This is a genomic window from Pseudomonas sp. GW821-FHT09E12 (assembly GCF_059416085.1).
The window spans coordinates 370,787-395,281 of the sequence record NZ_JBWKOM010000002.1 but is presented as its reverse complement, the minus strand read 5'-3'; the positions used below and the strand labels follow the sequence as shown (position 1 = coordinate 395,281).

At 60.4% G+C, this 24,495-nt stretch carries 22 protein-coding genes; 10 read left to right on the top strand and 12 right to left on the bottom strand.

Annotation, left to right across the window (positions count from 1 at the left end):
* Window positions 1-77: 77 nt before the first annotated feature.
* Entirely contained in the window at window positions 78-617 is a 540-nt protein-coding gene (locus tag AC07PQ_RS06865) for a hypothetical protein (protein ID WP_007930719.1), read from the bottom strand.
* Between the two features lie 90 nt (window positions 618-707).
* Window positions 708-1,046 (bottom strand): YdcA family protein, encoded by a 339-nt coding sequence (locus AC07PQ_RS06860; protein WP_493185039.1) that lies wholly within the window; start codon window positions 1,044-1,046, stop codon window positions 708-710.
* Window positions 1,047-1,229: 183 nt separating this feature from the next.
* On the opposite strand from AC07PQ_RS06860, the gene AC07PQ_RS06855 reads away from it, so the two are divergent.
* Complete coding sequence (locus AC07PQ_RS06855) at window positions 1,230-1,913, top strand: response regulator transcription factor (protein ID WP_007930717.1); 684 nt, start codon at window positions 1,230-1,232, stop codon at window positions 1,911-1,913.
* Window positions 1,891-3,285: a sensor histidine kinase gene (locus tag AC07PQ_RS06850; protein ID WP_493185040.1), complete on the top strand. Its 1,395-nt coding sequence runs from the start codon at window positions 1,891-1,893 to the stop codon at window positions 3,283-3,285. The genes AC07PQ_RS06855 and AC07PQ_RS06850 overlap by 23 nt, the downstream gene beginning before the upstream one ends.
* Before the next feature lie 132 nt (window positions 3,286-3,417).
* On the opposite strand, the gene AC07PQ_RS06845 is transcribed toward AC07PQ_RS06850, so the two are convergent.
* The 4 genes from AC07PQ_RS06845 to AC07PQ_RS06830 all read right to left on the bottom strand — a co-directional run bounded on the left by AC07PQ_RS06845 (window position 3,418) and on the right by AC07PQ_RS06830 (window position 7,575).
* Complete coding sequence (locus AC07PQ_RS06845; RefSeq protein WP_081002271.1) at window positions 3,418-3,666, bottom strand: DUF1652 domain-containing protein; 249 nt, start codon at window positions 3,664-3,666, stop codon at window positions 3,418-3,420.
* An 11-nt stretch (window positions 3,667-3,677) separates the two neighbouring features.
* Entirely contained in the window at window positions 3,678-3,929 is a 252-nt protein-coding gene (locus AC07PQ_RS06840) for a CsbD family protein (protein WP_101337598.1), read from the bottom strand.
* Between the two features lie 134 nt (window positions 3,930-4,063).
* Window positions 4,064-5,563 (bottom strand): helix-turn-helix transcriptional regulator, encoded by a 1,500-nt coding sequence (locus AC07PQ_RS06835; protein ID WP_007930713.1) that lies wholly within the window; start codon window positions 5,561-5,563, stop codon window positions 4,064-4,066.
* Window positions 5,564-6,255: 692 nt separating this feature from the next.
* The gene (locus AC07PQ_RS06830; protein ID WP_493185041.1) at window positions 6,256-7,575 is read right to left on the bottom strand and encodes a sigma-54 interaction domain-containing protein; all 1,320 of its coding nucleotides are present in this window, start codon (window positions 7,573-7,575) and stop codon (window positions 6,256-6,258) included.
* A gap of 240 nt (window positions 7,576-7,815) precedes the next feature.
* Between AC07PQ_RS06830 and AC07PQ_RS06825 the strand changes: the two genes are divergently transcribed.
* The 7 genes from AC07PQ_RS06825 to AC07PQ_RS06795 all read left to right on the top strand — a co-directional run bounded on the left by AC07PQ_RS06825 (window position 7,816) and on the right by AC07PQ_RS06795 (window position 14,531).
* Window positions 7,816-8,700: an MBL fold metallo-hydrolase gene (locus tag AC07PQ_RS06825; protein WP_123363498.1), complete on the top strand. Its 885-nt coding sequence runs from the start codon at window positions 7,816-7,818 to the stop codon at window positions 8,698-8,700.
* A 34-nt stretch (window positions 8,701-8,734) separates the two neighbouring features.
* Entirely contained in the window at window positions 8,735-10,012 is a 1,278-nt protein-coding gene (locus tag AC07PQ_RS06820) for an NAD(P)/FAD-dependent oxidoreductase (protein WP_493185042.1), read from the top strand.
* A complete protein-coding gene (locus AC07PQ_RS06815; RefSeq protein WP_253363673.1) occupies window positions 10,009-10,833 on the top strand; it encodes a sulfite exporter TauE/SafE family protein in 825 nt (274 codons plus the stop codon). The genes AC07PQ_RS06820 and AC07PQ_RS06815 overlap by 4 nt, the downstream gene beginning before the upstream one ends.
* A 206-nt stretch (window positions 10,834-11,039) precedes the next feature.
* Window positions 11,040-12,617 carry a phospholipase effector Tle1 domain-containing protein gene (locus AC07PQ_RS06810; RefSeq protein ID WP_493185043.1) on the top strand — a complete coding sequence of 526 codons (1,578 nt, stop codon included), beginning with the start codon at window positions 11,040-11,042 and terminating at the stop codon, window positions 12,615-12,617.
* On the top strand, window positions 12,617-13,270 hold the full coding sequence (locus AC07PQ_RS06805; protein WP_493185044.1) for a DUF2931 family protein: 654 nt from the start codon (window positions 12,617-12,619) through the stop codon (window positions 13,268-13,270). The genes AC07PQ_RS06810 and AC07PQ_RS06805 overlap by 1 nt, the downstream gene beginning before the upstream one ends.
* 76 nt (window positions 13,271-13,346) lie before the next feature.
* Complete coding sequence (locus AC07PQ_RS06800; protein WP_493185045.1) at window positions 13,347-14,003, top strand: DUF2931 family protein; 657 nt, start codon at window positions 13,347-13,349, stop codon at window positions 14,001-14,003.
* Between the two features lie 66 nt (window positions 14,004-14,069).
* Complete coding sequence (locus AC07PQ_RS06795; protein ID WP_493185046.1) at window positions 14,070-14,531, top strand: GNAT family N-acetyltransferase; 462 nt, start codon at window positions 14,070-14,072, stop codon at window positions 14,529-14,531.
* Window positions 14,532-14,640: 109 nt separating this feature from the next.
* On the opposite strand, the gene AC07PQ_RS06790 is transcribed toward AC07PQ_RS06795, so the two are convergent.
* Window positions 14,641-15,327, bottom strand: coding sequence for a hypothetical protein (locus AC07PQ_RS06790; RefSeq protein ID WP_493185047.1), 687 nt, complete (start codon window positions 15,325-15,327; stop codon window positions 14,641-14,643).
* Window positions 15,327-16,301, bottom strand: a complete 975-nt coding sequence (locus AC07PQ_RS06785; RefSeq protein WP_493185048.1) for a hypothetical protein — start codon at window positions 16,299-16,301, stop codon at window positions 15,327-15,329. The genes AC07PQ_RS06790 and AC07PQ_RS06785 overlap by 1 nt, the downstream gene beginning before the upstream one ends.
* 543 nt (window positions 16,302-16,844) lie before the next feature.
* On the opposite strand from AC07PQ_RS06785, the gene AC07PQ_RS06780 reads away from it, so the two are divergent.
* Entirely contained in the window at window positions 16,845-17,132 is a 288-nt protein-coding gene (locus AC07PQ_RS06780; RefSeq protein ID WP_493185049.1) for a fructose-bisphosphate aldolase, read from the top strand.
* A 200-nt stretch (window positions 17,133-17,332) separates the two neighbouring features.
* On the opposite strand, the gene AC07PQ_RS06775 is transcribed toward AC07PQ_RS06780, so the two are convergent.
* The 4 genes from AC07PQ_RS06775 to AC07PQ_RS06760 are packed head-to-tail and all read right to left on the bottom strand — an operon-like array spanning window position 17,333 to window position 24,432.
* Complete coding sequence (locus tag AC07PQ_RS06775; RefSeq protein ID WP_493185050.1) at window positions 17,333-19,141, bottom strand: AIPR family protein; 1,809 nt, start codon at window positions 19,139-19,141, stop codon at window positions 17,333-17,335.
* A complete protein-coding gene (locus tag AC07PQ_RS06770) occupies window positions 19,141-20,154 on the bottom strand; it encodes a PD-(D/E)XK motif protein (protein WP_493185051.1) in 1,014 nt (337 codons plus the stop codon). The genes AC07PQ_RS06775 and AC07PQ_RS06770 overlap by 1 nt, the downstream gene beginning before the upstream one ends.
* Window positions 20,154-22,973 (bottom strand): Z1 domain-containing protein, encoded by a 2,820-nt coding sequence (locus tag AC07PQ_RS06765; protein ID WP_493185052.1) that lies wholly within the window; start codon window positions 22,971-22,973, stop codon window positions 20,154-20,156. Before AC07PQ_RS06765 ends, AC07PQ_RS06770 begins: the two co-directional genes overlap by 1 nt.
* Before the next feature lie 13 nt (window positions 22,974-22,986).
* On the bottom strand, window positions 22,987-24,432 hold the full coding sequence (locus AC07PQ_RS06760; protein WP_493185319.1) for an ATP-binding protein: 1,446 nt from the start codon (window positions 24,430-24,432) through the stop codon (window positions 22,987-22,989).
* Window positions 24,433-24,495 lie beyond the last annotated feature (63 nt).

The following is a 24,495-nucleotide window of genomic DNA, read 5'->3' as shown; positions in this document are numbered from 1 at the left end:
TAGGTTTGTCGAACAACAACATTGATCTGGGCCAAGCAAAGCGCAAGGCTCTGGAATGCGCCTTGCGCCGCCCTGCCCTAACTGGAAAACACGTAGCGGCCCTTGACCTTGCGCGGCCCGATGAAAGCGAAATCCGGAAAGATCAGGCTACGCACGTACATCGCAAAAAACACCACCCCCAAGGTCATGGCCGCGCCGATCAGGGTCCCCAACGGGTCCTCGGCATAACCTTCGAACAACCGCGGGAATTGTGACAGGGTCAGAAGGGCATAGAAGGTGTAGGCGTTCGCCGAAGGTTTATGGAAGCCCCAGGCAAACAGCAGCGGCACCAGGCCCCCCAAGAGCGCGAATACCCAGGCAGCCTTGGGGCCGATGACCGAGCCGAGGAAGAACCCGGCCACCGCACCGACCACCGCCTGCAGCAACATCACCGCCAGCAGGAGCTGGATCTTGCGCCGGTGCCGGGCATAGAGCGCGGGGTCGGAATAGGCCGCGATCCAGAACGCCAGCAGCCGCTCCTTGATCCCGCTGCCGGCGAACGCGGCAAAGGTTTCGCCCCTGGAGCGCCCGGCCTCAAGGCTGGCGATGACTTGGCGCTTGGCTTGCTGTTTGTCCATCCGTGTTGTCCCCGAAAGTGGCCCCCGGCGGCGCCATGCCGGCAACGCTAGTAGAGGCGCCCGGGGCTGTCCAATCGGTGTCTGCGCGGGTTATTTGCGCTTGTAGCTTTTGCTGCCGCTCGGGGTCAGGCAGTAGACCCCGCCCCGTGGCCCGGTGCAGAAACTGCCACTGCCACAGGAGCAGCCGTCGCTGCTGCGCAACAGGCTTTGTGGACGCGCGGCCTGGCCCGGGTCGCCGTAGTGCGCGGAACAGTTCTTCTTGGAACCGCTGATGGAGCCGTCGTTGCACAAAAACAGCTCGCCGTCGCAACCGGCGATCCCGCCCTTCTTGCCGGAGCAGGGTTGATTGGCGGCGAACGCCGGGGCCGCCGCCAGCAGCAACAGGCAGACGCCCAGGGCTTTCCAGTCGAGGTCATGAGGTCGGTGCATTGCGTAGCGTCCCTGCCAGCCAGTAATAGCTGGATGATATCAACGAATGCCCGACCCGGCCCGCCTGCTACCCTGCGTTGGCCAGGGCACTGGCGCGAAGATGAAAGATTTTTTAGAAAGCCCGCGGCCATTTCTTGGCAAAATGCCGGCCTGTGTCATGAAATCCCAATCAGGTAAGCCCCTATGACCCGCATTCTGACCATCGAAGACGATGCCGTAACAGCCCGCGAAATCGTGGCCGAACTGAGCAGCCACGGGCTGGACGTGGATTGGGTCGACAACGGTCGCGAAGGCCTGGTGCGCGCCGTCAGCGGCGACTACGACCTGATCACCCTCGACCGCATGCTGCCGGAGCTGGACGGCCTGGCGATCGTCACCACCCTGCGCACCATCGGCGTGTCGACGCCGATCCTGATGATCAGCGCCCTGTCCGACGTCGACGAGCGCGTGCGTGGCCTGCGCGCCGGCGGCGACGACTACCTGACCAAACCCTTCGCCTCCGACGAAATGGCGGCTCGGGTCGAGGTGCTGCTGCGGCGCAAGAGCACGGTGCAGGAATTCGAAACCAGCCTGCGGGTCGCCGACCTGGAGCTGAACCTGATCAGCCGCGAAGCGACCCGCGCCGACCAGTTGCTGAGCCTGTTGCCCACCGAATACAAGCTGCTGGAATTCCTCATGCGCAACACCGGCCAGATCCTCTCGCGGATGATGATTTTCGAGGAGGTCTGGGGCTATCACTTCGACCCGGGCACCAACCTGATCGACGTGCATATCGGCCGCCTGCGCAAGAAGATCGATCCGCCCGGCATGACCCCGCTGATCCGCACCGTGCGAGGCTCGGGTTATGTCATTGCTGAACCCCTCTAAGGGCTGGCGCTCCTCCAGCAGCCGCCTGCTGGCGCTCTACAGTTCGCTGTTCGTGGCCTGGAGCTGCATCCTCATGGGCGTCATGTACTACGAGGTGTCCGGGTATCTGGAAAGCCTGGCCAAGCACTCGCTGATGCAGCGCCAGCACCTGTTCGCGCGCTTCCAGGGCGAGCAGCTGGAAGAGGCCCTGACCACCAGCATGACCTTCGACATGCGCGCCATCGACGCCTATGGCCTGTTCGACGAGCGCCGCCACTACCTCAGCGGGCCGATCCGCGAGATCCCCGACGACCTGCCGCTGGACGGGCAGATCCATGAGCTCAAGAGCTGCATCGACTCCGACGACCCCAACCTGCCCCGCGACAGTTGCGATGCGGTGGCCACCTACACCCGCGATGGCCGCTGGCTGATCCTGGTGCGCGACAACGGCTCGCTGTTCGCGGTGACGCGGATCATCCTCCACGCGCTGCTGTGGGGCGTGTCGCTGACCATCATTCCCGGGGCCGCCGGCTGGCACCTGCTCCGGCGCCGGCCGCTGCAGCGGATCCGCGCCCTACAGGCCAGCGCCGAGGCGATAGTCGCCGGCGACATGACCCACCGCCTGCCGCTGTCCAACCGCCGCGACGAGCTGGACATGCTGGCGGCCATCGTCAACGCCATGCTCGACCGCATCGAGCGGCTGATGAACGAGGTCAAGGGCGTGTGCGACAACATCGCCCACGACCTGCGCACCCCGCTGACCCGCCTGCGCGCCCAGCTGTACCGCATGCAGCAACAGGCGGTCGAGGGCACGCCGGAAGCCTTGCAGCTGGACCAGGTGCTGGCCGAGGCCGACCGGCTGATGGCGCGTTTTCGCGGCTTGCTGCGGATTTCCGAGATCGAGGATCACCAGCGTCGCTCGGGCTTTGTCGAACTCGACCCGCTGCCGCTGCTGCGCGAGCTGTATGACTTTTATTTGCCCCTGGCCGAGGAAGGCCAGCTGACCCTGACCCTGGATGTGCCCGCCACGCTGCCGAGCCTGACCGGCGACCGCGCCCTGCTGTTCGAGGCCCTGGCCAATCTGTTGAGCAACTCGATCAAGTTCACCCCGCCGGGCGGCGAAGTGATTCTGCGCGGTGTCGAGGATGGCGACTGTACGCGCCTGGAAGTCCTCGACTCCGGCCCCGGCATTCCCGAGGCCGAGCGCAAGGCGGTGTTCCAGCGCTTCTACCGGGTCGACGACAGCAACTCCCACGGCGGCTTTGGCCTGGGCCTGTCCATCGTCGCCGCCATCGTCAGCCTGCACGGCTTCAAGCTCGACGTCGGCAGCAGCGACCGCGGCGGCGCGCGCCTGAGCCTCGATTGCCGGCCGAGCCTGATCGCCAAGGGCTGAAGTAATCCCCGTAGGAGCGAGGCTTGCCCGCGAAAAAACCTCACGGCAACGCGCTGCGTCAGGTCCCGCGCGTTATCGTTGGCCATTTTTCGCGGGCAAGCCTCGCTCCTACGAAGAGCATGTCGGCGGGGGTCAGGACAGATGCAGCAGGCTGATGGAGTTGCTGCGCAACTCGTACCGCAGCTCCTCGATCATCGCCAGCACGTCCGCCTCAGTCTCAAGCAGCCGCGGGTCGATGCCGGTGACCACCAGGTCGACCCGGCCACTCTGCGGTTCGTAGATCCGCAGGGTGAAGGTGGAGTCGGAGCCGGTGCTGAAGGCACAGGCCAGGGGCGCGAAGCCCTGTTCGATGTAGCGGCGCAACTGCGCCCGGGAAATCACCCAGGCCTTCCTCAGCGGCGACGCCATAACAGGCCGGCCAGCAGGCCGATCCCGGCGAGGATGGCGACACTGGCCATGGGCTTGTTACGGACGAAGCGGGAGACGCGGTCCAGGGCATCGCCATAGGTTTCCTGCAATTGCCCGGCGGCCTGGCGGGCCGCCCCCTCCAGGCGCATCTGCTGATCGTCCAGCAGCTCGCCTACTGCACCCTGGGCCTTGCCGGCCGCCGTGCCCACCGCACCTTTGATCTGTTCGCTACGCATGTGCATTCCTTCAGCTGATGATGTTCGGTGCACGGCCCGTGTCCGCCACGGCACCGCACATCACCCAGCCTAAGAAACCCCGTCACGCCGCAGAAGCGCCATTTGTACTGGTGGCACTGGTGCATTTGCACCGGTCAGCGCTGAGCCTTGCCGCGACGGTCGCCGCTGAACAGCCCGCGTTCGCGAGCCCAGACGATGGCCTCGGCGCGGCTGTGCACCGCCAGCTTGGAATACACCGTGGCCACGTGATTGCGCACCGTGCTAGGCGCCAGTTGCAGGCGCGCGGCGATCTCCTTGTCGGCCAGGCCCTCGCAGATCAGCCCCAGCACATCGCGCTCGCGGGCGGTCAGGTCGGTAAAAGACGCACTGGGCTGCTCGGCCTGGTTGGCGCTGCGCACATTGGCCAGCTTTTCGATCAGGGTCTGGCTGAACCACGAGGCATCGCGCATCACCTCCTCGATCGCCGACACCAGCTCCAGCTCGGAGCGCTTGCGCTCGGTGATGTCCATCAGCACCAGCAGGTAGCTGGGCTTGCCCTGGATATCCACAGTGTCGGCCGAGACCACGCAGTCGAGCAGTTCGCCGCCCTTCTTCGCCACCCGAAGGTCGACGTTGCGCACATCGGCGCTTTTCTCCAGGGCGCCGAACAGGCTGGCGCAGGCCTGCGGGCTGGCGATGAAACCGACTTCTTCCACGGTCTTGCCCAGCAGCTCTTCGGCGACATAACCGGTGCTGTCGAGAAAGGCCTCGTTGACGTCGACGATCTGCTGGCTGTCGGCACCGCAGACCAGGGTCGGCACCGGCGTCAGGCGAAACGCCTTGGCAAAGCGCTCCTCGCTCTGGCGCAGGGCGGTCTCGGCCTTGCGCCGCGGTTCCAGGTCCATGAAGGAAAACAGCATGCAGTCTTCTTCGTTGATATCCAGTGGCTGGCCGGCAACGATCACCAGCTTGCTGCCGCCTTCGGGCAGGCGCAGTTCGGCCTGCATCTGCGGAATGGTCGCGCCCTGGTTCAGGCGTTCGATGGCCAGGTCCTTGCGCTCGGCGCCCTCCAGCACATCCACTTCGTACACCGAGCGGCCGATCACCTGATCGCGGGCATATCCAGTCATTTCCAGGAAGCCCTGGTTGACCTTGATGTAGCGCAGGTCGCTGAGGCGGCAGATCACCGCCGGTGCCGGGTTGGAATTGAAGGTCTTCTCGAAACGCTGTTCGGCGCTGGCCCACTCGGTGGCGTCGCTGAGGATCAGCACCAGGGATTCCACCTCGCCGGCGCGGTCGGTGAGGATCATGCTGCGCACCCGATGCACCCAGGTGCGTTCTTCCTCGCCCTCGCCGCTGCGCACCTCCACCACCACATCGCTGAAGGTTTCCCCGGCGGCGACCCGGTTGATCGGGTAGCTGTCCAGCGCCAGCGGGTGGTTGTTGCGATAACGCAGGGCGAAACGCTCGGCGTATTGCTGGTCGTCGGCGCCCAGCTCGGCGATCTCCTCGACCCCGTGCATGGCCAGCGCCGCCTCGTTGGCCCAGACAATGCGCCGGTCCGCCTCGAGCAGGATGACCCCGTCGGACAGTCCGGAAATGATCTGCTGCAACTGCCGGCGATTGGTTTCGGTGGCGAGTAGATCCTGGCTCATGGCGACTCCTCAAAGGCCCGGCGCCACTGGCGTGACGTCGAAAAAAGGCGGGCAGAAACTACGACCACGGCGCATCGCCATCGTGCCCTGGGCTAATACACCCTTACCGCCGAAACGCATCCCTGTAGCCGCTGGCGCAGCCTGCGATAGACCCGAAGGGTCTCTGGCGCTAGCAAGACCGCCGCGAGCGTGCCGCTCGATCGCAGCCTTCGGCAGCGGCTACACAAAGCATGAGCACGGCTCCATTATCGTGCCCGGCATTGCCCTTGTAGCCGCTGGCGCAGCCTGCGATAGACCCGCAGGGTCTCCTACGCCAGCAAGATCGCCGCGAGCGTGCCGCTCGATCGCAGCCTGCGGCAGCGGCTACACAGGCATGGCGCGGGGCCGGAATGTCGAGGGGATCGCCGCATCCCTGTAGCCGCTGGCGCAGCCTGCGATAGGCCCGAAGGGGCTCCGGCGCCAGCAAGATCGCCGCGAGCGTTCCGCTCGATCGCAGCCTTCGGCAGCGGCTACACAGGCATTGAGCAGGGCCGGAATGTCGAGGGACGCGCATATCCCTGTAGCCGCTGGCGCAGCCTGCGATAGACCCGAAGGGTCTCCAGCACCAGCAGGATCGCCGCGAGCGTTCCGCTCGATCGCAGCCTGCGGCAGCGGCTACACAGGCATTGCGCGGGGCCGGGATATGGCGTGGTTCAGGAAATGCCCAGGGCCTTCAGGCGTCGGTACAGGGTGCGCTCGCTCAGGCCCAGGGCCTTGGCCAGTTCGCTGCGCGAGCCTTCGAACACTTCCAGGGCATGGGCCAGTTGTTCCAGGTCCTTGCCCGCGCGGCGCCGGCTCGGCGGCGTTGTGGCGGCGCTGCCCTCGCGCAACTCCTCGGGCAGGTCCTCGACGCGGATCACCCCGTCGTCGCTGAACAAACGCGCCCGTTCGAGAATATTGCGCAGCTCGCGGATATTGCCCGGGTAGGCATACAGGCCCAGGCGTTCCAGGGCCTGCGGCGCGACCCGCGGCACCGCGCCCGGCGCCAGGCGTTGCAGCAGGCTGTCGATCAGCAGCGGCAGGTCGTCGCTGCGCTCGCGCAGGGCCGGCAGGCGGATCGGGAAGGCGCTGATGCGGTAGTACAGGTCCTGGCGGAAGGTGCCGGCGGCGACCATTTCCTTGAGCGGCTTGTGGGTCGCCGAGACCAGGCGAAAGTCCGAATGCACGGTGCGCAGGCTGCCCACCGGGCGAAAGCTGCCGGACTCGATCAACCGCAGCAGCTTGACCTGCATCGCCAGCGGCACTTCACCGATCTCGTCGAGAAACAGGGTGCCGCCATGGGCCGCCTCGGCCAGGCCGATCTTGCGTTGCAGGGCGCCGGTGAAGGCGCCCTTCTCGTAACCGAACAGTTCGCTCTCCAGCAGCGACTCGGTCAGGCCAGTGCAATCGACCACCACCAGCGGCCCGCCGGCACGTGGGCTGCCGTCATGCAGCGCGCGAGCGAACAGCTCCTTGCCGGTGCCGGATTCGCCCTGCAACAACACCGGGATCTGCGACGGCGCCGCCCGCTGCAGGGCACTCAAGGCCGCATTGAAGGCCGGTGAACGCCCCACCAGCCCCTTCTGCTGCGGTTGCACCGAGGCCACCGCCACCGAACTCAGGCGCTCGACGTAAGCCACCACCTGCCCCGTGTCGCCGAGGATCGGCCGCAACTCCACATCCACATGCTCCGGCCCGCGCGGGGTGTGATGGATATGCAGCAGGCGCTCCGGCAGGCGGGTCTCGAAGGCCTTGCGCATCGGGCAATGCTCGCCGGCCTGGTCGCACGGCACCGCGAACTGGTGGGACACCCGATAGCACTTGGCGCCGACATGGGGTTTGCCCTCGACACCGAACTGGCGCTGGTAGGCGGTGTTGGCGGCGAGAATGTTGTAGTCAGTGTCTAACAGGATCGTCGGCTGCGCGTCATGCTCCAGATAGGACATCAGGGCTAACATTTCAGGATTGGCGAGGGCATTCGGGGACTGGGGCATGGCAACTCCTGGGCGTTGCGCGGCAGCTTAAACCATGGGCCCGGGTTCTGCCATTTCCTGCCAGAAACTGCCAATCGACTGCCACCTACAATTGACAGTGACAGCCAGAACGCCCACCCCAGGCCTTTGAATTCAATGAATGGGCGGTAAAAGCAGCGCGCGCCGGTTGGCACGCTTATTGACAGTCCAAGGGACGACTGCCCGCCTTGGCCGACGTCACCCTATTGTTCGGAGAACCCCATGATCATCGGCGCATCGCTGTGCGTAGAAGCCTTTTTTGACAGCCAGACGTGGACCATCAGCTACCTGGTGATGGACCTCGACACCCGGCGCTGCGCGCTGATCGACAGCGTGCTGGACTACGACCCCAAGTCCGGCCGCACCCGCACCGAGTCCGCCGACAAACTGATTGCCCGGGTACGGGAACTGGACGCCCAGGTCGACTGGATCCTCGAGACCCACGTGCACGCCGATCACCTGTCCGCCGCGGCCTACCTCAAGGCCCAGCTCGGCGCCCGGGTGGCGATCGGCAACCAGATCACCGTGGTGCAGCAGGTGTTCGGCCAGCTGTTCAACGAAGGCCAGGGCTTTGCCCGCGACGGCAGCCAGTTCGACGTGTTGCTCGAAGACGACAGCCGCTTCGCCATCGGCAACCTCCAGGCCCGCGCCCTGCACACCCCCGGCCATACCCCGGCGTGCATGACCTACCTGGTACAGGTTGGTGAAGAGACCGTGGCCTTTGTCGGCGACACCCTGTTCATGCCCGACTACGGCACCGCCCGCTGCGACTTCCCCGGCGCCGACGCGCGCACCCTGTACCGCTCCATCGGCAAGATCCTCGCCCTGCCAGCGCAGACCCGGCTGTTCATGTGCCACGACTACCTGCCCAACGGCCGCGAACTGCAATACATGACCACGGTCGCCGAACAGCGCGCCCACAATATCCATATTCATGAAGGGATCGACGAAGACGCCTTTGTGCGCATGCGCGAAGCCCGCGACGCCACCCTGGAAATGCCGGTGCTGATCCTGCCGTCGGTGCAGGTCAACATGCGCAGCGGCCAGTTCCCCGAGCCCGACGACAACGGCGTGAGCTACCTGAAGATCCCGCTGAACGCCCTTTAAATCCTATAACGCCACTCCACCAGGAGACGCTGCCATGCGCCCGATTTCCCCCATCCCACGAGCCGTCAACGGCAGCCACCAGGTGCTGATCGTCGGCGGCGGCGCGGCCGGCATTGCCACCGCGTCCAGCCTGATCAGCCGCGAACCGCACCTGGACGTCGCCATCATCGACCCGGCCGACACCCACTATTACCAGCCCGGCTGGACCCTGGTCGGCGCCGGGGTGTTCCGCGCCGAAGACACCGCCCGCAGCATGGCCTCGCTGATCCCCAAGGGGGTGAAGTGGATTCAGGCGGCGGTGAGCAGCTTCGAGCCGGAGCACAACGCCCTGGTACTCAACGACGATCGTGTGCTGGGCTATGACCAGTTGGTCGTCTGCCCGGGCCTCAAGCTCGACTGGAACGCCATCGACGGCCTGAGCGAAACCCTGGGCAAGCATGGCGTGACCTCCAACTACCGCTATGACCTGGCGCCCTACACCTGGCAACTGGCGCAGAACCTCAAGCAGGGCCAGGCGCTGTTCAGCCAGCCGCCGATGCCGATCAAATGCGCCGGCGCGCCGCAGAAGGCCATGTACCTGTCCTGCGACCACTGGCTGCGCAACGGCCGGCTGGGGCAGATCAACACCCGTTTCCTGAATGCCGGCGGCGTGCTGTTCGGCGTACCGGACTACGTGCCGGCGCTGATGGAGTACGTGAAGAAATACGACATCGCCCTGGATTTCGGCCACAACCTGGTAGCGGTGGACGGCCCCGGTAAGCGGGCGACCTTCGTCCGCAACGGTGCCGATGGCCAGCAGGAACGCGTCGAGCTGCCCTTCGACATGCTGCACGTGGTGCCGCCGCAGACCGCCCCGGACTTTATCCGCAACAGCCCGCTGGCCGACGCCGCCGGCTGGATCGACGTCGACCCGCACAGCCTGCGGCACAAGCGCTACAGCAACATCCACGGCCTGGGCGACGGGACCAATACCAGCAACGCGAAAACCGCGGCGGCGGCGCGCAAGCAGGCGCCGGTGGTGGCCACCAACGTGCTGGTGAACCTCAAGCGCCTGCCGACCCGGGCCCAGTATGACGGCTACGGCTCCTGCCCGCTGACCGTGGAGCGCGGCAAGATCGTCCTTGCCGAGTTCACCTACGGCGGCAAGGTCGCGCCGAGCTTTCCGGCCTGGCTGCTGGACGGTCGCCAGCCGACCCGCCGCGCCTGGTGGCTGAAGGAACGCATCCTGCCGCCGCTGTACTGGCGTGGCATGCTCAAGGGCCATGAGTGGCTGGCGCGGCCAAGCCTGGTGACGGACCTGCCGGAATCATGAGTGAGTACAGCTTGCTGGGCGCCGGCCTCGGCGCACTGATCGGCGCGATCCTGGCATTGACCGGGGCCGGCGGCGGGATTCTCGCAGTGCCGCTGCTGGTGTTCGGCCTCGGCCTGAGCATGGTCGAGGCCGCGCCCATCGGCCTGCTCGCGGTGGGCCTGGCGGCCGCCGTGGGCGCGGTGCTGGGGTTGCGCGAAGGCATCGTTCGTTACCGCGCCGCCGGCTTTGTCGCCGCCATCGGCATCCTCATGGCGCCCGTGGGCCTGTGGCTGGCCCACCGCCTGCCGAACCTGCCGCTGGCCCTGCTGTTTTCCGCGGTGCTGCTGTACGCCTGCGGGCGCATCCTGCTCAAGGCCAGCCGCGAACTGCGCCACGGCCAGCCGGCACCCCGCGCGGCCTTCCAGCCCTGCGTGCTCAACCCCTTGCAGGGCCGGCTGCGCTGGACCCTGCCCTGCGCCCGCGCGCTGACCGTCACCGGCCTGCTCTCGGGGCTGCTCTCCGGGCTGCTCGGGGTCGGCGGCGGCTTCGTGATCATCCCGGCGCTGACCCGCTACACCAACCTGGACAGCAAAAGCATCGTCGCCACCTCCCTGGCGGTGATCGCCCTGGTGTCCGCCGGCAGCGTGATCACCGCCAGCCTCAGCGGTGTGATGCACTGGGCAGTGGGCGCGCCCTTCGCCATTGGCGCAGTGCTGGGGTTGATCGCCGGCCGCCAGGTCGCCCGTTACCTGGCGGGGCCGCGGTTGCAGCAGTTGTTTGCCTTGGTGGGGATGCTGGCGGCGGTGATGCTCAGCCTCGGAGCACTCGGCGCCTGGCACTGAACCCGCAATCGCGAGCAAACGCTCTTCTGTAGGAGCGAAGCTTGCTCGCGATAGCGCCCGCCCAGGCAACAAAAACATCCCGGCAATCAATCGTTCCTACAACCAAATCAGCCACTGCGTCGACGCTTGCAGATTCCTCCTAAATCCCTGCCCCGCCATTCCCGGTACGGTTTCCAGCGCCCCTTTCGCCTGAACCAGGACCTGCCATGGCCAGCAACGGACCCGGGCCGATGCCCAATCTTCTACGGCCCGCCAATCCCAACCAGAGCCCCGCCGAACGCGCCGCAGAGACCGACCAACCCAGCTACGGCGAACAGCTCTGGGCCCAGTATGAGAAATACGCCAAAGAGCCCGCACCACCGCCCGACAAGGTCCAGGTGGCGCTGCGCATCGGTGTGTTCTTCGACGGCACCGGCAACAACGCCAGCAACTCGGCCATGGGCCAGATTTGCGGCGCGCAGCATGCCATTGAAGCCAGGGATATCGATGGCAGCTGCAAGCCGTATATGAGGGATCCGGAGAGTAGTTATGGGAATGATGTGAGCAATGTTAAGCGGTTGAGTGATTTGTACTATTCCACACAAGAGCCCGAAGGTATGGGCCTGCAAAAGCGAGCCTCCTTTGCAATTTATCTTGAGGGTATCGGTACGCAGACGGGCAAGAAAGACAGCCTGATCACCTCAGGTACGGGGCGTGGCGACACAGGAGTCGCAGGATGTGTGCAGAAGGCATTCCGTGAGATCAAGGAACGTATTGCATTTTTCTTCGAGCAATATCCCGACAGTGAAATATCCTCGTTGACCTTCGATGCTTTCGGCTTTAGCCGAGGTGCCGCAGCAGCCCGGCATTTCGCCAATGAAGTTGTACGCTGGCTGGGGCCGCTTGAACTGATCCTGCACGACCACTCCAAGGCCTTCAGCCTCCGTTTCAACCGGCAGTACGGCCACGATGTTGATATGGGTTTTATCGGCCTGTTCGATACGGTGCCGTCGGTTGCCGGGCTAAGCAATCTAGGTAATGTGCGCAGCGCCATGACCCCAGGTATCAAGCTGCACCTCGACCGTCGCTACTTTCGCTCGGTGGTGCAACTTGTTGCCCGTGACGAGTACCGCGCCAATTTTGCCCTGAGCCGGGTCAAACCCGACCATGTGGAAATCACCCTGCCCGGCGCGCATTCGGATATCGGCGGCGGTTATCTGGATGAGGTACAGGAGTGTGTACTGGTCAGCCCAATGCAGGCACTGGAGGTGCCACTCGATACTGATGTAACCCAGACCTCGATTTACCGAGACGCGGTACAGGCAAAATCGCGCTGGCTGGCCAAGGGCTGGCCCGCACAATGGCTGGAAATCGTCACACCGGCGCCGATGGTTCTACCGCAAGATCGACAGGACCGTCTTGGTTTACGACAAAAGCGGGTGTATGTCGGCTTACAGCTCAACAGGCCAATGAGCAACAAACTATCGAGAGTGTATCTCCGTGTGATGTATGAATTGGCCAAGGAGAATGGCATACGCTTCAAGGCCATCGACGAACAAGATCCGGACTACACCATCCCGCAAGAGCTTCAAGCCCTTTGTGACAGATTTGTCGCCGGTGACTACAGTACGACTCCAGTTGAGGAGATCATGCTCAAGCTGCGTTATATCCATCTTTCGGCCCACTGGAACCACCCGTTTGGTAAACAGGATGGCGGCAGCCTTAAAGTCGTCTATATCAATGCCCCCACGGTGGATGCCGTGCGTGTGCAACACCCTCACGTACCTGACTGGACGCTTTGGTAATGAGAGTATTCATCGCCCTGCTGAGCACACTGCTACTAAGTGGCTGCCTGACCACCGATCCCCTATCCGGAAAAAACGACCCCAAAAGTCCCTGGTGGGATCTCGGTTTCACCGAGCCCAATTACATGGAAGTCTGGGTTGAAGACAGCGCGGTAGAAGATATCAATGGAAAACTGTTTCGCCGCACCGGCGGCGGAACTGCAGCAGGCGGACAACCCGAGGACAACCGGGAGTCTGCAAGGGGATGGACTGGAGTCGGGGTCGCTGGCAAATCCGTGGTCGGTGCCGACCTGCCCAAACGCATTTTCGTGCGCTGGCAATCGGTGGTTGAACCGCAAGCCTATCAGGTATGGATTGATATTCCGGAAGATGCCCGACAGATCATGCGCAGGGCGACCGACCGTCGTTGCTCAAAAACTCCAGAACAAACCGCCAGCTACATGGCCTCGGTCAATCTGGGGCTCGCGCCAGGTGGAATTGTTCAGGTTTGGGTAAGAGACGAATGCCGTCACCCGATCAAAGTCGCCCGCGTCCAAGCTGAGATTGAACCGCTGGGACCACACCTGGGTAAATCAAACGGGCACTATTACCCCCTGTCCGAGAACTCCAAGCGGTACATAGAGAAATATGGCATTCCCTATGGCAGTTGGTAGGCAGAGCCCTTCTGGTATCGAAAGTGCGCTGTTCAATAATCACGTCCACTCACATACCTGACTGGACGCTTTGGTAATGAGAGCATTCATCGCCCTGCTTGGCGCACTGCTGTTGACTGGCTGTCAGACCGACCCGCTATCCGGAAAAAACGCCCCCAAAGATCCCTGGTGGGAGCTTGGCTTCGTCGAGCCGTACTACATGAAAGTCTGGGTCGAGGACAGCGCCGTTGAGGACATCAACGGCAAACTATTCACTCGTACCGGTGGCGGCTCCGCTGCGGGTGGCGACATGGGTTACGACAAAGAGTGGGCCAGAGGATGGAGTGGTGGAGTTGGAGGCAACGGTAAATCGGTAGTTGGCGCAGACCTTCCCAAGCGAATTTATGTCCGCTGGCAATCCATCGTAGAGCCACAGACTTATCGCGCCTGGGTCGATATCCCGGAAGAAGCCCGAAAAATCATGTGGACCTCGACCAACCGACGCTGCCCGGAGACTCCGCATCAGACTGCCCGCTATATGGCATCAGTCTATTTAGGCCTGGCCCCTGGCGGCATCGTCCAGGTGTGGGTAAGGGATGAATGCCGTCACCCTGTCAAAGTAGCCCGGGCCCAAGCAGAAGTTGAACCATTAGGACCGGACCAAGGAAAAAACAATGGGCGTTACGCCTATAAGGTCAGCGAGAAGTCCAAGCGCTATATAGAGCAATACGGCATTCCCTATGGCAGCTGGTAAACACCCCCTAGCGAACAATCCCCACCAAGGCTAGTGTCCAGACCTACCCCTCAAAGGACGCCCCACATGGACTGTGAAATCCGCCCCGCCCACGCGCAGGACGCCGACGCCATCAGCCGCCTGATCATCGCCGCCCTGCAGACCAGCAACGCCCAGGATTACCCCGCCGCGGTAATCGCCCAGGTGCAGGAAAACTTCAGCCCGCACGCCGTGCGCCAGTTATTGAGCAAACGCCAGGTATTCGTAGCCCAGGCGGCCGGCGAAATCGTCGGCACCGCCAGCCTCGACGGCCATGTAGTGCGCTCGGTCTTCGTCGCCCCCGCACGGCAAGGCCAGGGCGTGGGTCGCCAACTGATGGCCGAGCTCGAACGCCAGGCCCTGGGCGCCGGCCTCACCCAGCTGACCGTGCCCGCCTCGATCACCGCCGAAGGCTTCTACGCCAACCTGGGCTTTCACACCCTGCGCGAGCAACACCACGGCGAAGAACGCACCCTGATCATGCAACGCGAGCTGACACCACCCCTGTAGCCGCTGCCGAGCAGCGCGAGGCTGCGACCGACTGCAAAGCAGTCGCCAAACCTGCAAGCACGGCCTATCTGAATAAACACCCAGGCCAACCTACAAAACCGAGCCCAGCTCAAGGCAAAGCCTCAAACCGCCCACTCCCCTCATTCCACTGAAACCCCGGCAACTTGCAGTCGCTCAAACTGAGCCGCAGGCTCTCCCCCTCCGCCTGCACCTGCAACATATCCACCCCTTGATACAGACAACCCGGCGCCGCCAGCGTCAGGGTCTGCAGCGGTTTGCCGCTGGCCTTGTCCACCACCTCGATCGCCGTTATCCGCTGGTCATTGCCCTGCATCGGCACCTGGAAATACCAGCGTTTGGTCGACGCGCTCTGCAACAGCGTGGTGTTCGGCTGCGGCCACGAACGGTCCGAGTCCACCAGCGCCACCAGCTTCAAGGCGATGGGCAAGGTCTTGCCGGTGCGATAGCTGGTCCAACTGCCGCGCACCTGCTCGCTCTGGCGGCTGACCATCAGCTCGTTGAACTGCAAGCGCGCCACCGGCAGGCCCTGCTCGTCCAGCTCGTCCATGGCCAGCACTTTGTTGCTGAAACTGAAGGTAGGCTTGAGGCGGATCGGCGTGCGATAGCGCTGGTAGGCATAGGTCCCCTGGTACAGCGCATTCTGGCTGCCCAGTGTCAGCACAATGGCCTGCTTGCCCAAGGTGCCCTGATACACCCCATGGGCCGCCTGCGCCGGCACTAGCCACGACACCAGCAACAACGCCGCCAGCCCGCGAAAGACATTAACCCGCCGCATCAGAAACGCTCCTCGCCAGACTGAATGAATTCCAGCCGGTCAGGGCTGATCACGCGGTAATAGTCCCTACGCTGGGTGCCCGCACTGAAGTTGATAAAGTCCTGCTTGCTGAACTCCATCTGCCCGCCCGCAAAGCGCACAGTGCCCTCGGCGGCCAACTGCTCCAGCTGCGGATGGCGCAGATACGCCTGGGTCTGTGGGTGGTACAGGTAATACTGGGTCGGCGCGCACAGCACACTGCCGTACGGGCCGTTCAAGCTGTAGCCCTGCACCTGGAAATCGAGGGTGGAATCGGCATCGAAATGCTCGAAGGTCAGGGTGCGGGTCCCGGTCGGAGCCATGCACCACTGCCCGCCCACCTCCTGCACCACCTCGCCGGTGGCCCGGCTCAGCACCCGGATGTTGTCCACCCGCCCCCTGTCCTCCCCGGCATTGCGCACGGCATGCACACTGAAATAGAACTGCTGGTCGGCCGCCGGCTGCAACAACTCACCGTCAAAGGCCTCCCGCTGACTCCCGCCAAAACGCATCACCCGCTGCAACCGCAACGGCTGCTGCCCCCCCGTGCGCAAATCGACCAAGGCCCCCTGCAACGCCTCGGCCCCCTCGGCAAAAGGCTGCAACGACACAGCCGCCGCCGGCAAGGTCGGGTTATCCATGATATTGATCAACAGCCCCCTGTCCGGGCGATACGGCGTGAGCTCCAAAGGCATCGGCAAGCGCTCGGCCCCGCTAAACCAATAGCCGGACATCCCGCCGCCATATTGCGAGTCATACACCAGCGCCAGCTCCACCGGCGTATCGCCGAGCGTGCCGCGATAGGTGGTGACCGGGTTGGCGCTGGCCGTCGGCACACTCAGCGCCAAACCCACAAACAGCGCCGGCGCCAACCGAAATAGAAAATGCCCCAGGCGAGACACACCACCCCACTTCCCTGTCCCTACTCGCCTACAGCCACCAACGGACTGGGTCATGCCTGCGCTCCTTGCAATGGGTAAAAGGCGCGCAGGATAGCAAAGTCTTACGCCCTGTAGCCGCTGCCGAGCCCGCGAGGCTGCGATGGGGCGCGCAGCGCCCCCAAACCGGCACACCCCGATTATCCAGCTACACCTCAACGGCTGAATGGCGCCACGGCCTGGACCTGCGGTAACTGCTACGGAGTTATTGCAAGCATCCCGTTCGCAACAGGATCAACGACTCAGCCTCGCCCTACCTACAATCGAGAGCTTTCCTACAGCCCTGCCGTTGTTCCTAATCCACCCCACACCTATAGTTTTCAGGTCTGCTGATTTCGGTCAGAGACAGGGTTTCGCAGCCCAACAGATACGATTAATCTAAGCCCCCCATAAAACATTGGTCGCCCATCGCGTCCTGAGTTTTCTTATGGCGGCTGTGTGCGGGAGATCTTCGGATCTGCCGAGTTCTCGTATCTTCGGTCTGCGAACCCGCGCATAGCTGCCACCCAATTCGATTCGCAGCGAATGGCAGCCGTATTTTCCGATACGAGGAGCAATGCCATGAAGACTCAAGATGAGCCCCAACGCTTTATCCCGCTGACGCCAATCGCCAGCGACACGCCTGTACTGTTTGTCGATAGCCATGCGCCTTTAGCGGATCTACATGCATGCGCCAGCGAGCGTTTGCGCACTACCCTCGACTACCTGAATTTGATGGCCTGCACTACGTTGCGAGATTCAAGCGACAAGGATATTGGCACAGTGACCAATACCGCCCGGTTGTTGCTGCAGGATGTGCGGGATGTACTGGCAGTGATTGAGACAAGGGCTTTTGGCGGGGTGATTTAGAGCTTAAGAAAGCCGGCCACAAGCCGGCTTTTTAATCGTCCAAGATCATCCGCTCCCATCCGAGAATCCTGCAAATGGCCTAACTATTACGGGCTTTTTAGGCATACCAACGACAGCGAAGTTCGGCCTTACTTACCAAGGTTACAGTGAGGCCGGAACGTAAGGCGCTCTTGAGAGACCTGAAACTTACATAGGGTAATTCAGGATATCTCCGGAATATCGGTATCCGCTTCTGAATATCGGAATTCCTTGACCTGCAACCAACACTCGAGCTTCTTGGCCCATTCGGAAATCATCCTCCCACCCGCACCACGGTGAAGCGCTTCATTTACTTCATGGGCCCAAGTAGCCAACTGTCTTTGTAGTTCAGGTGAAATGGCCTGAGCCTGCCAAACGTGGTGAAGGTTGAGATTATGTCCGAGTTTAAGTGCAAGAACCGAGACCGTGTACACAGTGATATTGCCCTGAAATGCTGGGAACAGAGGCCTGATCACCTTCTGAGCAGACTTGAACAAAATGGCCTTTGCAATCATATCCTTGAACTGGTGTTGATCCGGAATCACATCCACTCCAGCATTTTCCCGCTCTCCTAGCTCATCCATGAAGGCCTGAAAGTTTTTCTGACTGCCCAGCCCTACAACGTGGGGCTTCTGCTCCCAAGTGAACAAAAACTTTGCCAGATCCGGTTTGGTGATCTTGCGGTAGGGGGGAATTGCTACCTGCAGCTTTTTCTTTTGAACAACCGTGGTCGCCTCTTTTTCGAGCATCACTTTGTAACTGCCAGCCGAGCGCTCATAGAACCAGCGTCCCACACCATCTGGGCAATATGTGCGCATGGATAGCTTTTCCAGCTCTCGGTGAAATGGCTTGTTTGCTGAAAGATCTGATTGCTTTACAACGTTCTGGCTATTGGCATAGCGAGAGATATTCGAGATCAATTCCTCGTCATCACCCTGACCATTCCGGAGCACGATAATCTTCGCAGGAACTCGGACATTGCCAAGATCTATATCGGGGCTTTTTTTCTTGGCGAAGTAGATGGAGGCTGTGGTCTGTCCCCCATTGACGATTTGCATTCCCTGAAGCCATAGAATGCCAGTTGATCCGTCTGATGTACGGTCCAGCTTGGCAGCATCGGCTACAACAACAATGCCATTGTTGTAGGCCATGAATCGATCTGGGTTATGCCGCAAACTGTCACGGATTCCCTTGTTTACCCCTCTGCTGCCAACCCCCAGGAATGAACGTACGTTTGCTTCAAGAATGCGCGGCCCGTATTTCTCGTAGATAAAGCGCAGAGCCTCGCCAGGAATTGCCGTCAGGGCATAGTCGTATTCATCATCGCCCGCCCCGGGGACCCATACACTCGGCAATGCCGTACCACAGAGGTCCTGAAAGTTGACCACCAGTTCATCCCGCGGCCGCCCCTGCTGCCAATGGTTGAACAAACGCTGAATATCCATGACCTCAAGGCGAATTTGTTTGCCCTCGATATCCTGGGGTGCATAGTTCCTTGTCTTAACCTGACCATCAGTAATTACGAAAATCCGGATGCTATCCAGAGTTTTGAATATACGCTCAACTTCCGTGACGAGCGGATAAGCCTCGTTCGTTTCATCAAGTTCCTTTGAAAGCTTTCCCGTGGCGCAAAACTTGAGAAAATGCAGCCCTTGCTTGGCCGCTCTACCGATTTCAGGGTCCGGAATATCTTCAATATCTTCAAGTCCCTTGTAGAGACTCACGAACAAATCCAGTCGGTCAGGGTTTCCCTGTTCGTCGGTTGTGTCCGAGACCGAGTAGCCACTGATTTTGACCTTGTAAGATCCGACCTTGGCACCGTAATGACAGACTGTTGGCTCAAAGGTTATTCCTTCGTCGGCCATATGAGTCATCACATGTTCAGTAAATACAGCCTCTGCTGGCACAGGGAGCTCCCCCGGTGCAACATCCTTCACAATTTCTTCTCGGACCGATGCTTGGGTGTCCCGCAAAAAATCCACAAGTTCCATCAAATGACTCCAAGTTGCTCAAGCACATCCGCCAGAGGATGGTTATCAGCCGGTATCAATGCCAAGTCGAGCTCGTACTGCGCTCGACGAATGGCTGTCGAGATGCTGAAAGGCGTCAGCCTCGGGAATTCCGCATCAACGAGATGCATCCTTATCTCACTCAGCGAAAAGCGACGACTGTAGTTCTCTGCCTGCATATCCAGATACCCAGCCTGGTGAAGTGCCTGTTCGAAAAGCCTGGTCGCTGCGGGATCAGGCTCCAGTAGGCAGCGCAGATCCTCCACAAACTCGGGAAGTGACATTCCCGAATCCGCTGATCCGAAGCGTAGTGCGGCAAGGAATAGTGGCGGACACTGAGACTCGTCGAGTTGGTCCAGTGAGGCAATCCTCACCGGAAAGCCTTCCGTCGCCATTGTGGACTTAACCTCTATCGCCCCCATACCAATTTGAAAGTCATGAAGCCCATCGAGCGGCCCTTTCCACCCTTGCACTGCCGAGAAAAGTAGCACGCCTTCATCAATCAGCTGCCGCAGTAAACAGAGCTCACCAACAAGCCCCAGCTCAGCTTCAAGCCCCAGCCCCTCTCGTCCTTTGCGCATGAATTCCTGCCACCCGCGCACTCTTCCAAGCAGTCGCTGATATACAAGTTCTTCGGTGCAACCAATGCCGGAATCCAGCAGTCCGCATAGGTCGGAAACTACGGCTGCAAACAGCTCTAGGCTACCTTCAGGTTGACGAACAATGGCAAGCCAATGATGTTCACCTGCGGCCTCACCCAACCCGACATTTTCAATGCGAAATCCTTGCCCCTGAGGCAACTGCGAAGTAGGCGCTGTTCTGCAGTTTGCAAAACCGACCAGAACCGCCTCTTCATTTCCCGGCGCATGTCTGGCTGCCTTGACCCTGATTGTTGCTTTCTGAAAGAGATCAATCGACCGCCATCCTGGAGCAGACGCGTTTCCGGGAAGAGCCCGCCAGATACCAAGCAACTCGCAACTAGTCACTGCCGCCATTATTGTTGCTGCTCCCACATGAGATTAGTGACGACATAGGGCACCGATTTTCCCGAATTACTGGAAGGAAAGCTGATTGCAAATGCAACTACAGGTACATCAACTCCCAAGACTTTAGATTCCGTTGGGTCGAGAAGGTACATAAGCAGAAGCCCTCTTTCGGGATGTGGTGCTACTTTCCCACGTCCCTGACCACGAACACGCCTGATGCAAGGTCCGCTTGGTATCTCAGGCAACTCCTTGCCTCTGGAACGGCCAGGGTCAGGTTTCCAGTCTGTACGAGTCCACTCAAGTGCGGCATTCCATGAAGATTCATCAAGATCAAGAGCTTCATCCTGAGGAGAAAGCAAACGACCTATCGAATACTTATGATCAGCCTCTTTAGACTTGTTTTGCCGCTTCATTCGCTTTACCGAAAAGCCTGCAACATCCTCAGCTCTAGCAACACCACCACCAATAACGGCAACCGTCCAAGAGGTAAGCTCGCCCGACCTGCTCATTTCCTCAATGAAATTCGCAAGCAGATCACTTCTCACTTTTCGGGAATCCGGATGCGTCTGGTACGCCCTCAGAAAATCAACGACAGACTGTGCCTCGATACCATTCCAACTCACACCGTTCCAGCTATCGCTCCGACCGTTTCGACTCTGCGGAAGAATCGGTGATCCCTTACCCATGGCGCATACGAGGGAGTTGAAAGCCGCGATATTTTGTTCGAGTAGGTTGGAGTCCTTGAAGAAGCTGACCGTCTCGACAATATCTCCACTGAAAGACAGATGCAGGGTTTTGGCGGTCCTCATTTTCAGGGGCGAAGTCACCATCAACACCGGGTGAGAGACGACCTTGAGACCATACTGACGTGGTGTCAGGCCGCTTTCCATCATGAAGTCAAATTCGGCTCTCAACTCTTCCGCTGCGTCGGCGATGTGCTCGAACCATTCAACCAGATCCGTCGTGGTATAGAGACGACACAAGTCTAGGTAACCCGGTCGATAGCCAAACCATCGACCCATTTGCATCAGCGTGTCGTACATTTTGGAAGCGCGAAGAAAATAGCTGACACACAGGCCTTCAAGCGTAAGCCCTCGAGCCAGCTTGTCTCCTCCAATTGCAATGACTTTCAGCCCTGTGGCGCTATCAACATAGTCCAGAGCATCTTTTGCAGTGCCATTAATCATGCGCACATCAATCTGTTCCAGCAGATCAGGTAACACTCGCTCTATCTCGAGCCAGTCTTCGGCTTTGCGCCGATAGTCCTCTCCCATCTGCGTTTCAATTTCGTGACTTGTCGCTCGGATGTCTCTGTCCCACAGACTGCGCAGCTCAGCCAACACTCCTTCATGGTCAATGCGTCTTCTGAGCCGCTGCTTCAACTGCATGATGTAATTACGAACTTGCCCGTGTACATGCTGCTGAACCAGATTGAATCGCGTGACGTGTACTAGCATCGAGCTGTGCTCGGCACCCTGCCCCCGCAACTGGCGAATGGTACATGCCAGTACGAATGCCTGTATTGCCTCGACCAGCGAAGGAGGCATGATGTCGGAAGGCACGTAATTGCTTTTGTGGCCGACAGGCATCCAACCGCCCTTTCCATCAGAGGAACAGTGATCCGTGACTGGACGAACCAGATCAAGAGTGCCGAGGCGTCCATTTTCTCCTGCCAGTCCGAACACCCTAGACGGGCCGATGTAGCTGGACGGCGCAGACAAATTGGTAATGAATGCTGCGGGGAAAAGATCGGGCCCTTCCTTTGCTGTCTCGCCCTGTTCGTGGATATAGATATTTGCAAATGGTGTGGCCGTATAACCGACGTAGGCCTTTCTTGAGAAGGAGTGCAATATCTGGCGAATCAGTCTATTGATCGCAGTGGGTTCATGTTCGAGATCAGGCTGGCCATGTTCGTCCATTACCTTCTCACCAGTATCCACAGACGCATGATCCGCCTCGTCGTCAACGATCAGCAGCGGGAGATGGGTTACCAAGGGCCGACCGGTTTCCGGTTCCGTCGTTTCTGCGACATGCTTATGAATCCATTTCAGCAGACGCTGCAGAACCGTCTTGTTCTTCTTAACGACAAATAGCCACGGTTTCTGCTCCGGCGAGACGCCAAGATTTTTTACGAATTTGGTATTGAAGTCTCCAGTCTCTGTCCTATTGGTAACGTACTGGGGACGCAATGAAGGAGAGGGGTCAATTTTTCCAACTCCAATGGCCACGTTCCCCTCTCCCTCTATGGGGCTGGTTTCATAGCCGAGAAACCCCTCATCCAGTCGCATCTGAGTCTGGGAACGCAGGTTGTTGTGAAGCCCTGCCAGCACAATGATGATTTTGTATCCAGCGTCTGCCGCCTTGCAGATAAGCCCCGTATAGTTCCCGGTCTTGCCCGACTGCACGTGGCCGACCACCATGCCACGACGATCCCAGGGACCTTCACGCCTAGGATCTTCCAACATGGAAAGAACATTGTCGGTAGTTTCATCGAGTGCCTCCACAGCACTCCATGGCAACTTCTTTTCCTGCCACTCTCTGTAGCGGCGCCAGTAACGCCATTCTTTCTTGATCTCGCTGCTCAACCAAGGCATATGCCCGGCCATGTCGACAAGAGAGGACTCCTTTCCGACCCAGATACTGAACCGCCTGATCAGTTCGTCAGTGACGGCCTCGCGATCCAACCCCTCAGCCTTGTTCGGCATGATCCTTAGCACCATGTCGATCTTTTGCGAAATGAGTGCAGGTGTAATCGCCGACTTGCCCTGCTCGTCCGCAATCATCTCTTGGACAAACTTGACCATGCTCCACTTGTTGTCTTCAGACATTCGTTGCAGCTCCTTAAAAATTGTCGGGCAGGGCATCTACCAATGAAGGGAAAGCATGAAAAGGCTCCGTTGTCCGAAGCTGCTCCCTGGCAGAAGAAGGCGAATATCCCTTTTTCTCGATCATGCTGCGGTACATGACCATCAAAACCTCATTGACCTCACTGGACGGGGTCTTCTCAAAGCCTGTGCAGGGCGTATCCCTGTTTTCCGCCGTATCGATCCATATCCTCTGAACAGGGACTGTCTCCTCGATGACTCGCAGCATCGCTCTGATCTGCGGAAGCAGCCCCCCCGCATCATCTAGGACGTCTCTTATCGCGGGATGATCGCTGTCTATCCGGTATCGTATTCCGCTCGCGAGGCGCTCGACCTTCCAGGCTTCGGCAACCTGTTTATTGCCAAGCAATGTGGGCCTGCCTCTGTGAGCAAAGGCTCGGCGCGCCCGTCCACGGGTCGCTTCGGCAAGACGGGTCAGCCAGTCGCGTAGGTAAACCGGAGGTCTGGCAGTGGATTTACGAATATCGATCTTCCAGTCGGCATCAGCAGAGTTGGGTATGTCCAGACGAATTCTTGCCAATCTGTGAGCTTCATCCTTTGTCCAGGATCTGCCGGTCCCTAGGCCTAGCCAACTACCTGCAACCAGAAGGCGTTCGTTTCGGTAAACATAAAACCCTTGCTGGGCTGTCCAGCCTTCAGGACCGCCCAACACTTCAAAATCCTCGCCCGAGAGCATGTCTTTGTGCGGCAGAACATGACACTCAGCCTCGACCCCTTTTAAGGTCGGGTGCCTGAATACGGGAGGATTGTAGGGTTTTCCCGGATGGTCCGTCATGAAGGGATCCCAGGGCTTTACTGGCTGGCCATTGAGCAGAATTCTGAGGCGTGGTCGACTCCCTTCCAGATACCTGTGAAACACCATTCCAAGATGCTGCTCAACCTTGTCGGCCAGGTTCAGAAAGTCCTGAACTGTGCTTCCCGGAGTAATGATCCGATCCAGCTCCTCCCAAAGGACCAAGGTCCCGCAGCCGGCTTCGGAAAGTGGCTCGGCAAACCCTTCAGAACCAGGGTGGGAGCCCTCCAGCAAGTGCCAGCCACCATCGGAACTGTTCGCCAGATAGTCGAGATCCCAACGCAGAGACTGCACCCCATCCACACCGATAGTTGCCACGGTAAGTCTGCGACATTGTGAAAATGATGCAGTCTTGAGACCCAGCCCGAAGCGACCAAGGTCGGATGCTGATCGCTCTTCCAGCGGGTTGCGCTCTCCCAGCCTCATCGCAAGATCAAGCTCGGCTGCCGACATTCCGGCACCGTTATCAAGGCAGGTAATTCGACTCTCTGTCTGGGCCCAGACGAACTCGACTCTGACCTCCGAAGCCCCTGCAGCAATGCTGTTATCAATGATGTCAGCCAGTGCCGTTTGCGTGTTGTAGCCCAGCCCTCGCAATGCCTCGACCATTGCACTGGCCTTGGGCGGAGCATTTCGGCTCTTGAATGTGGGTGACAAAGTAACGCTCCCTGT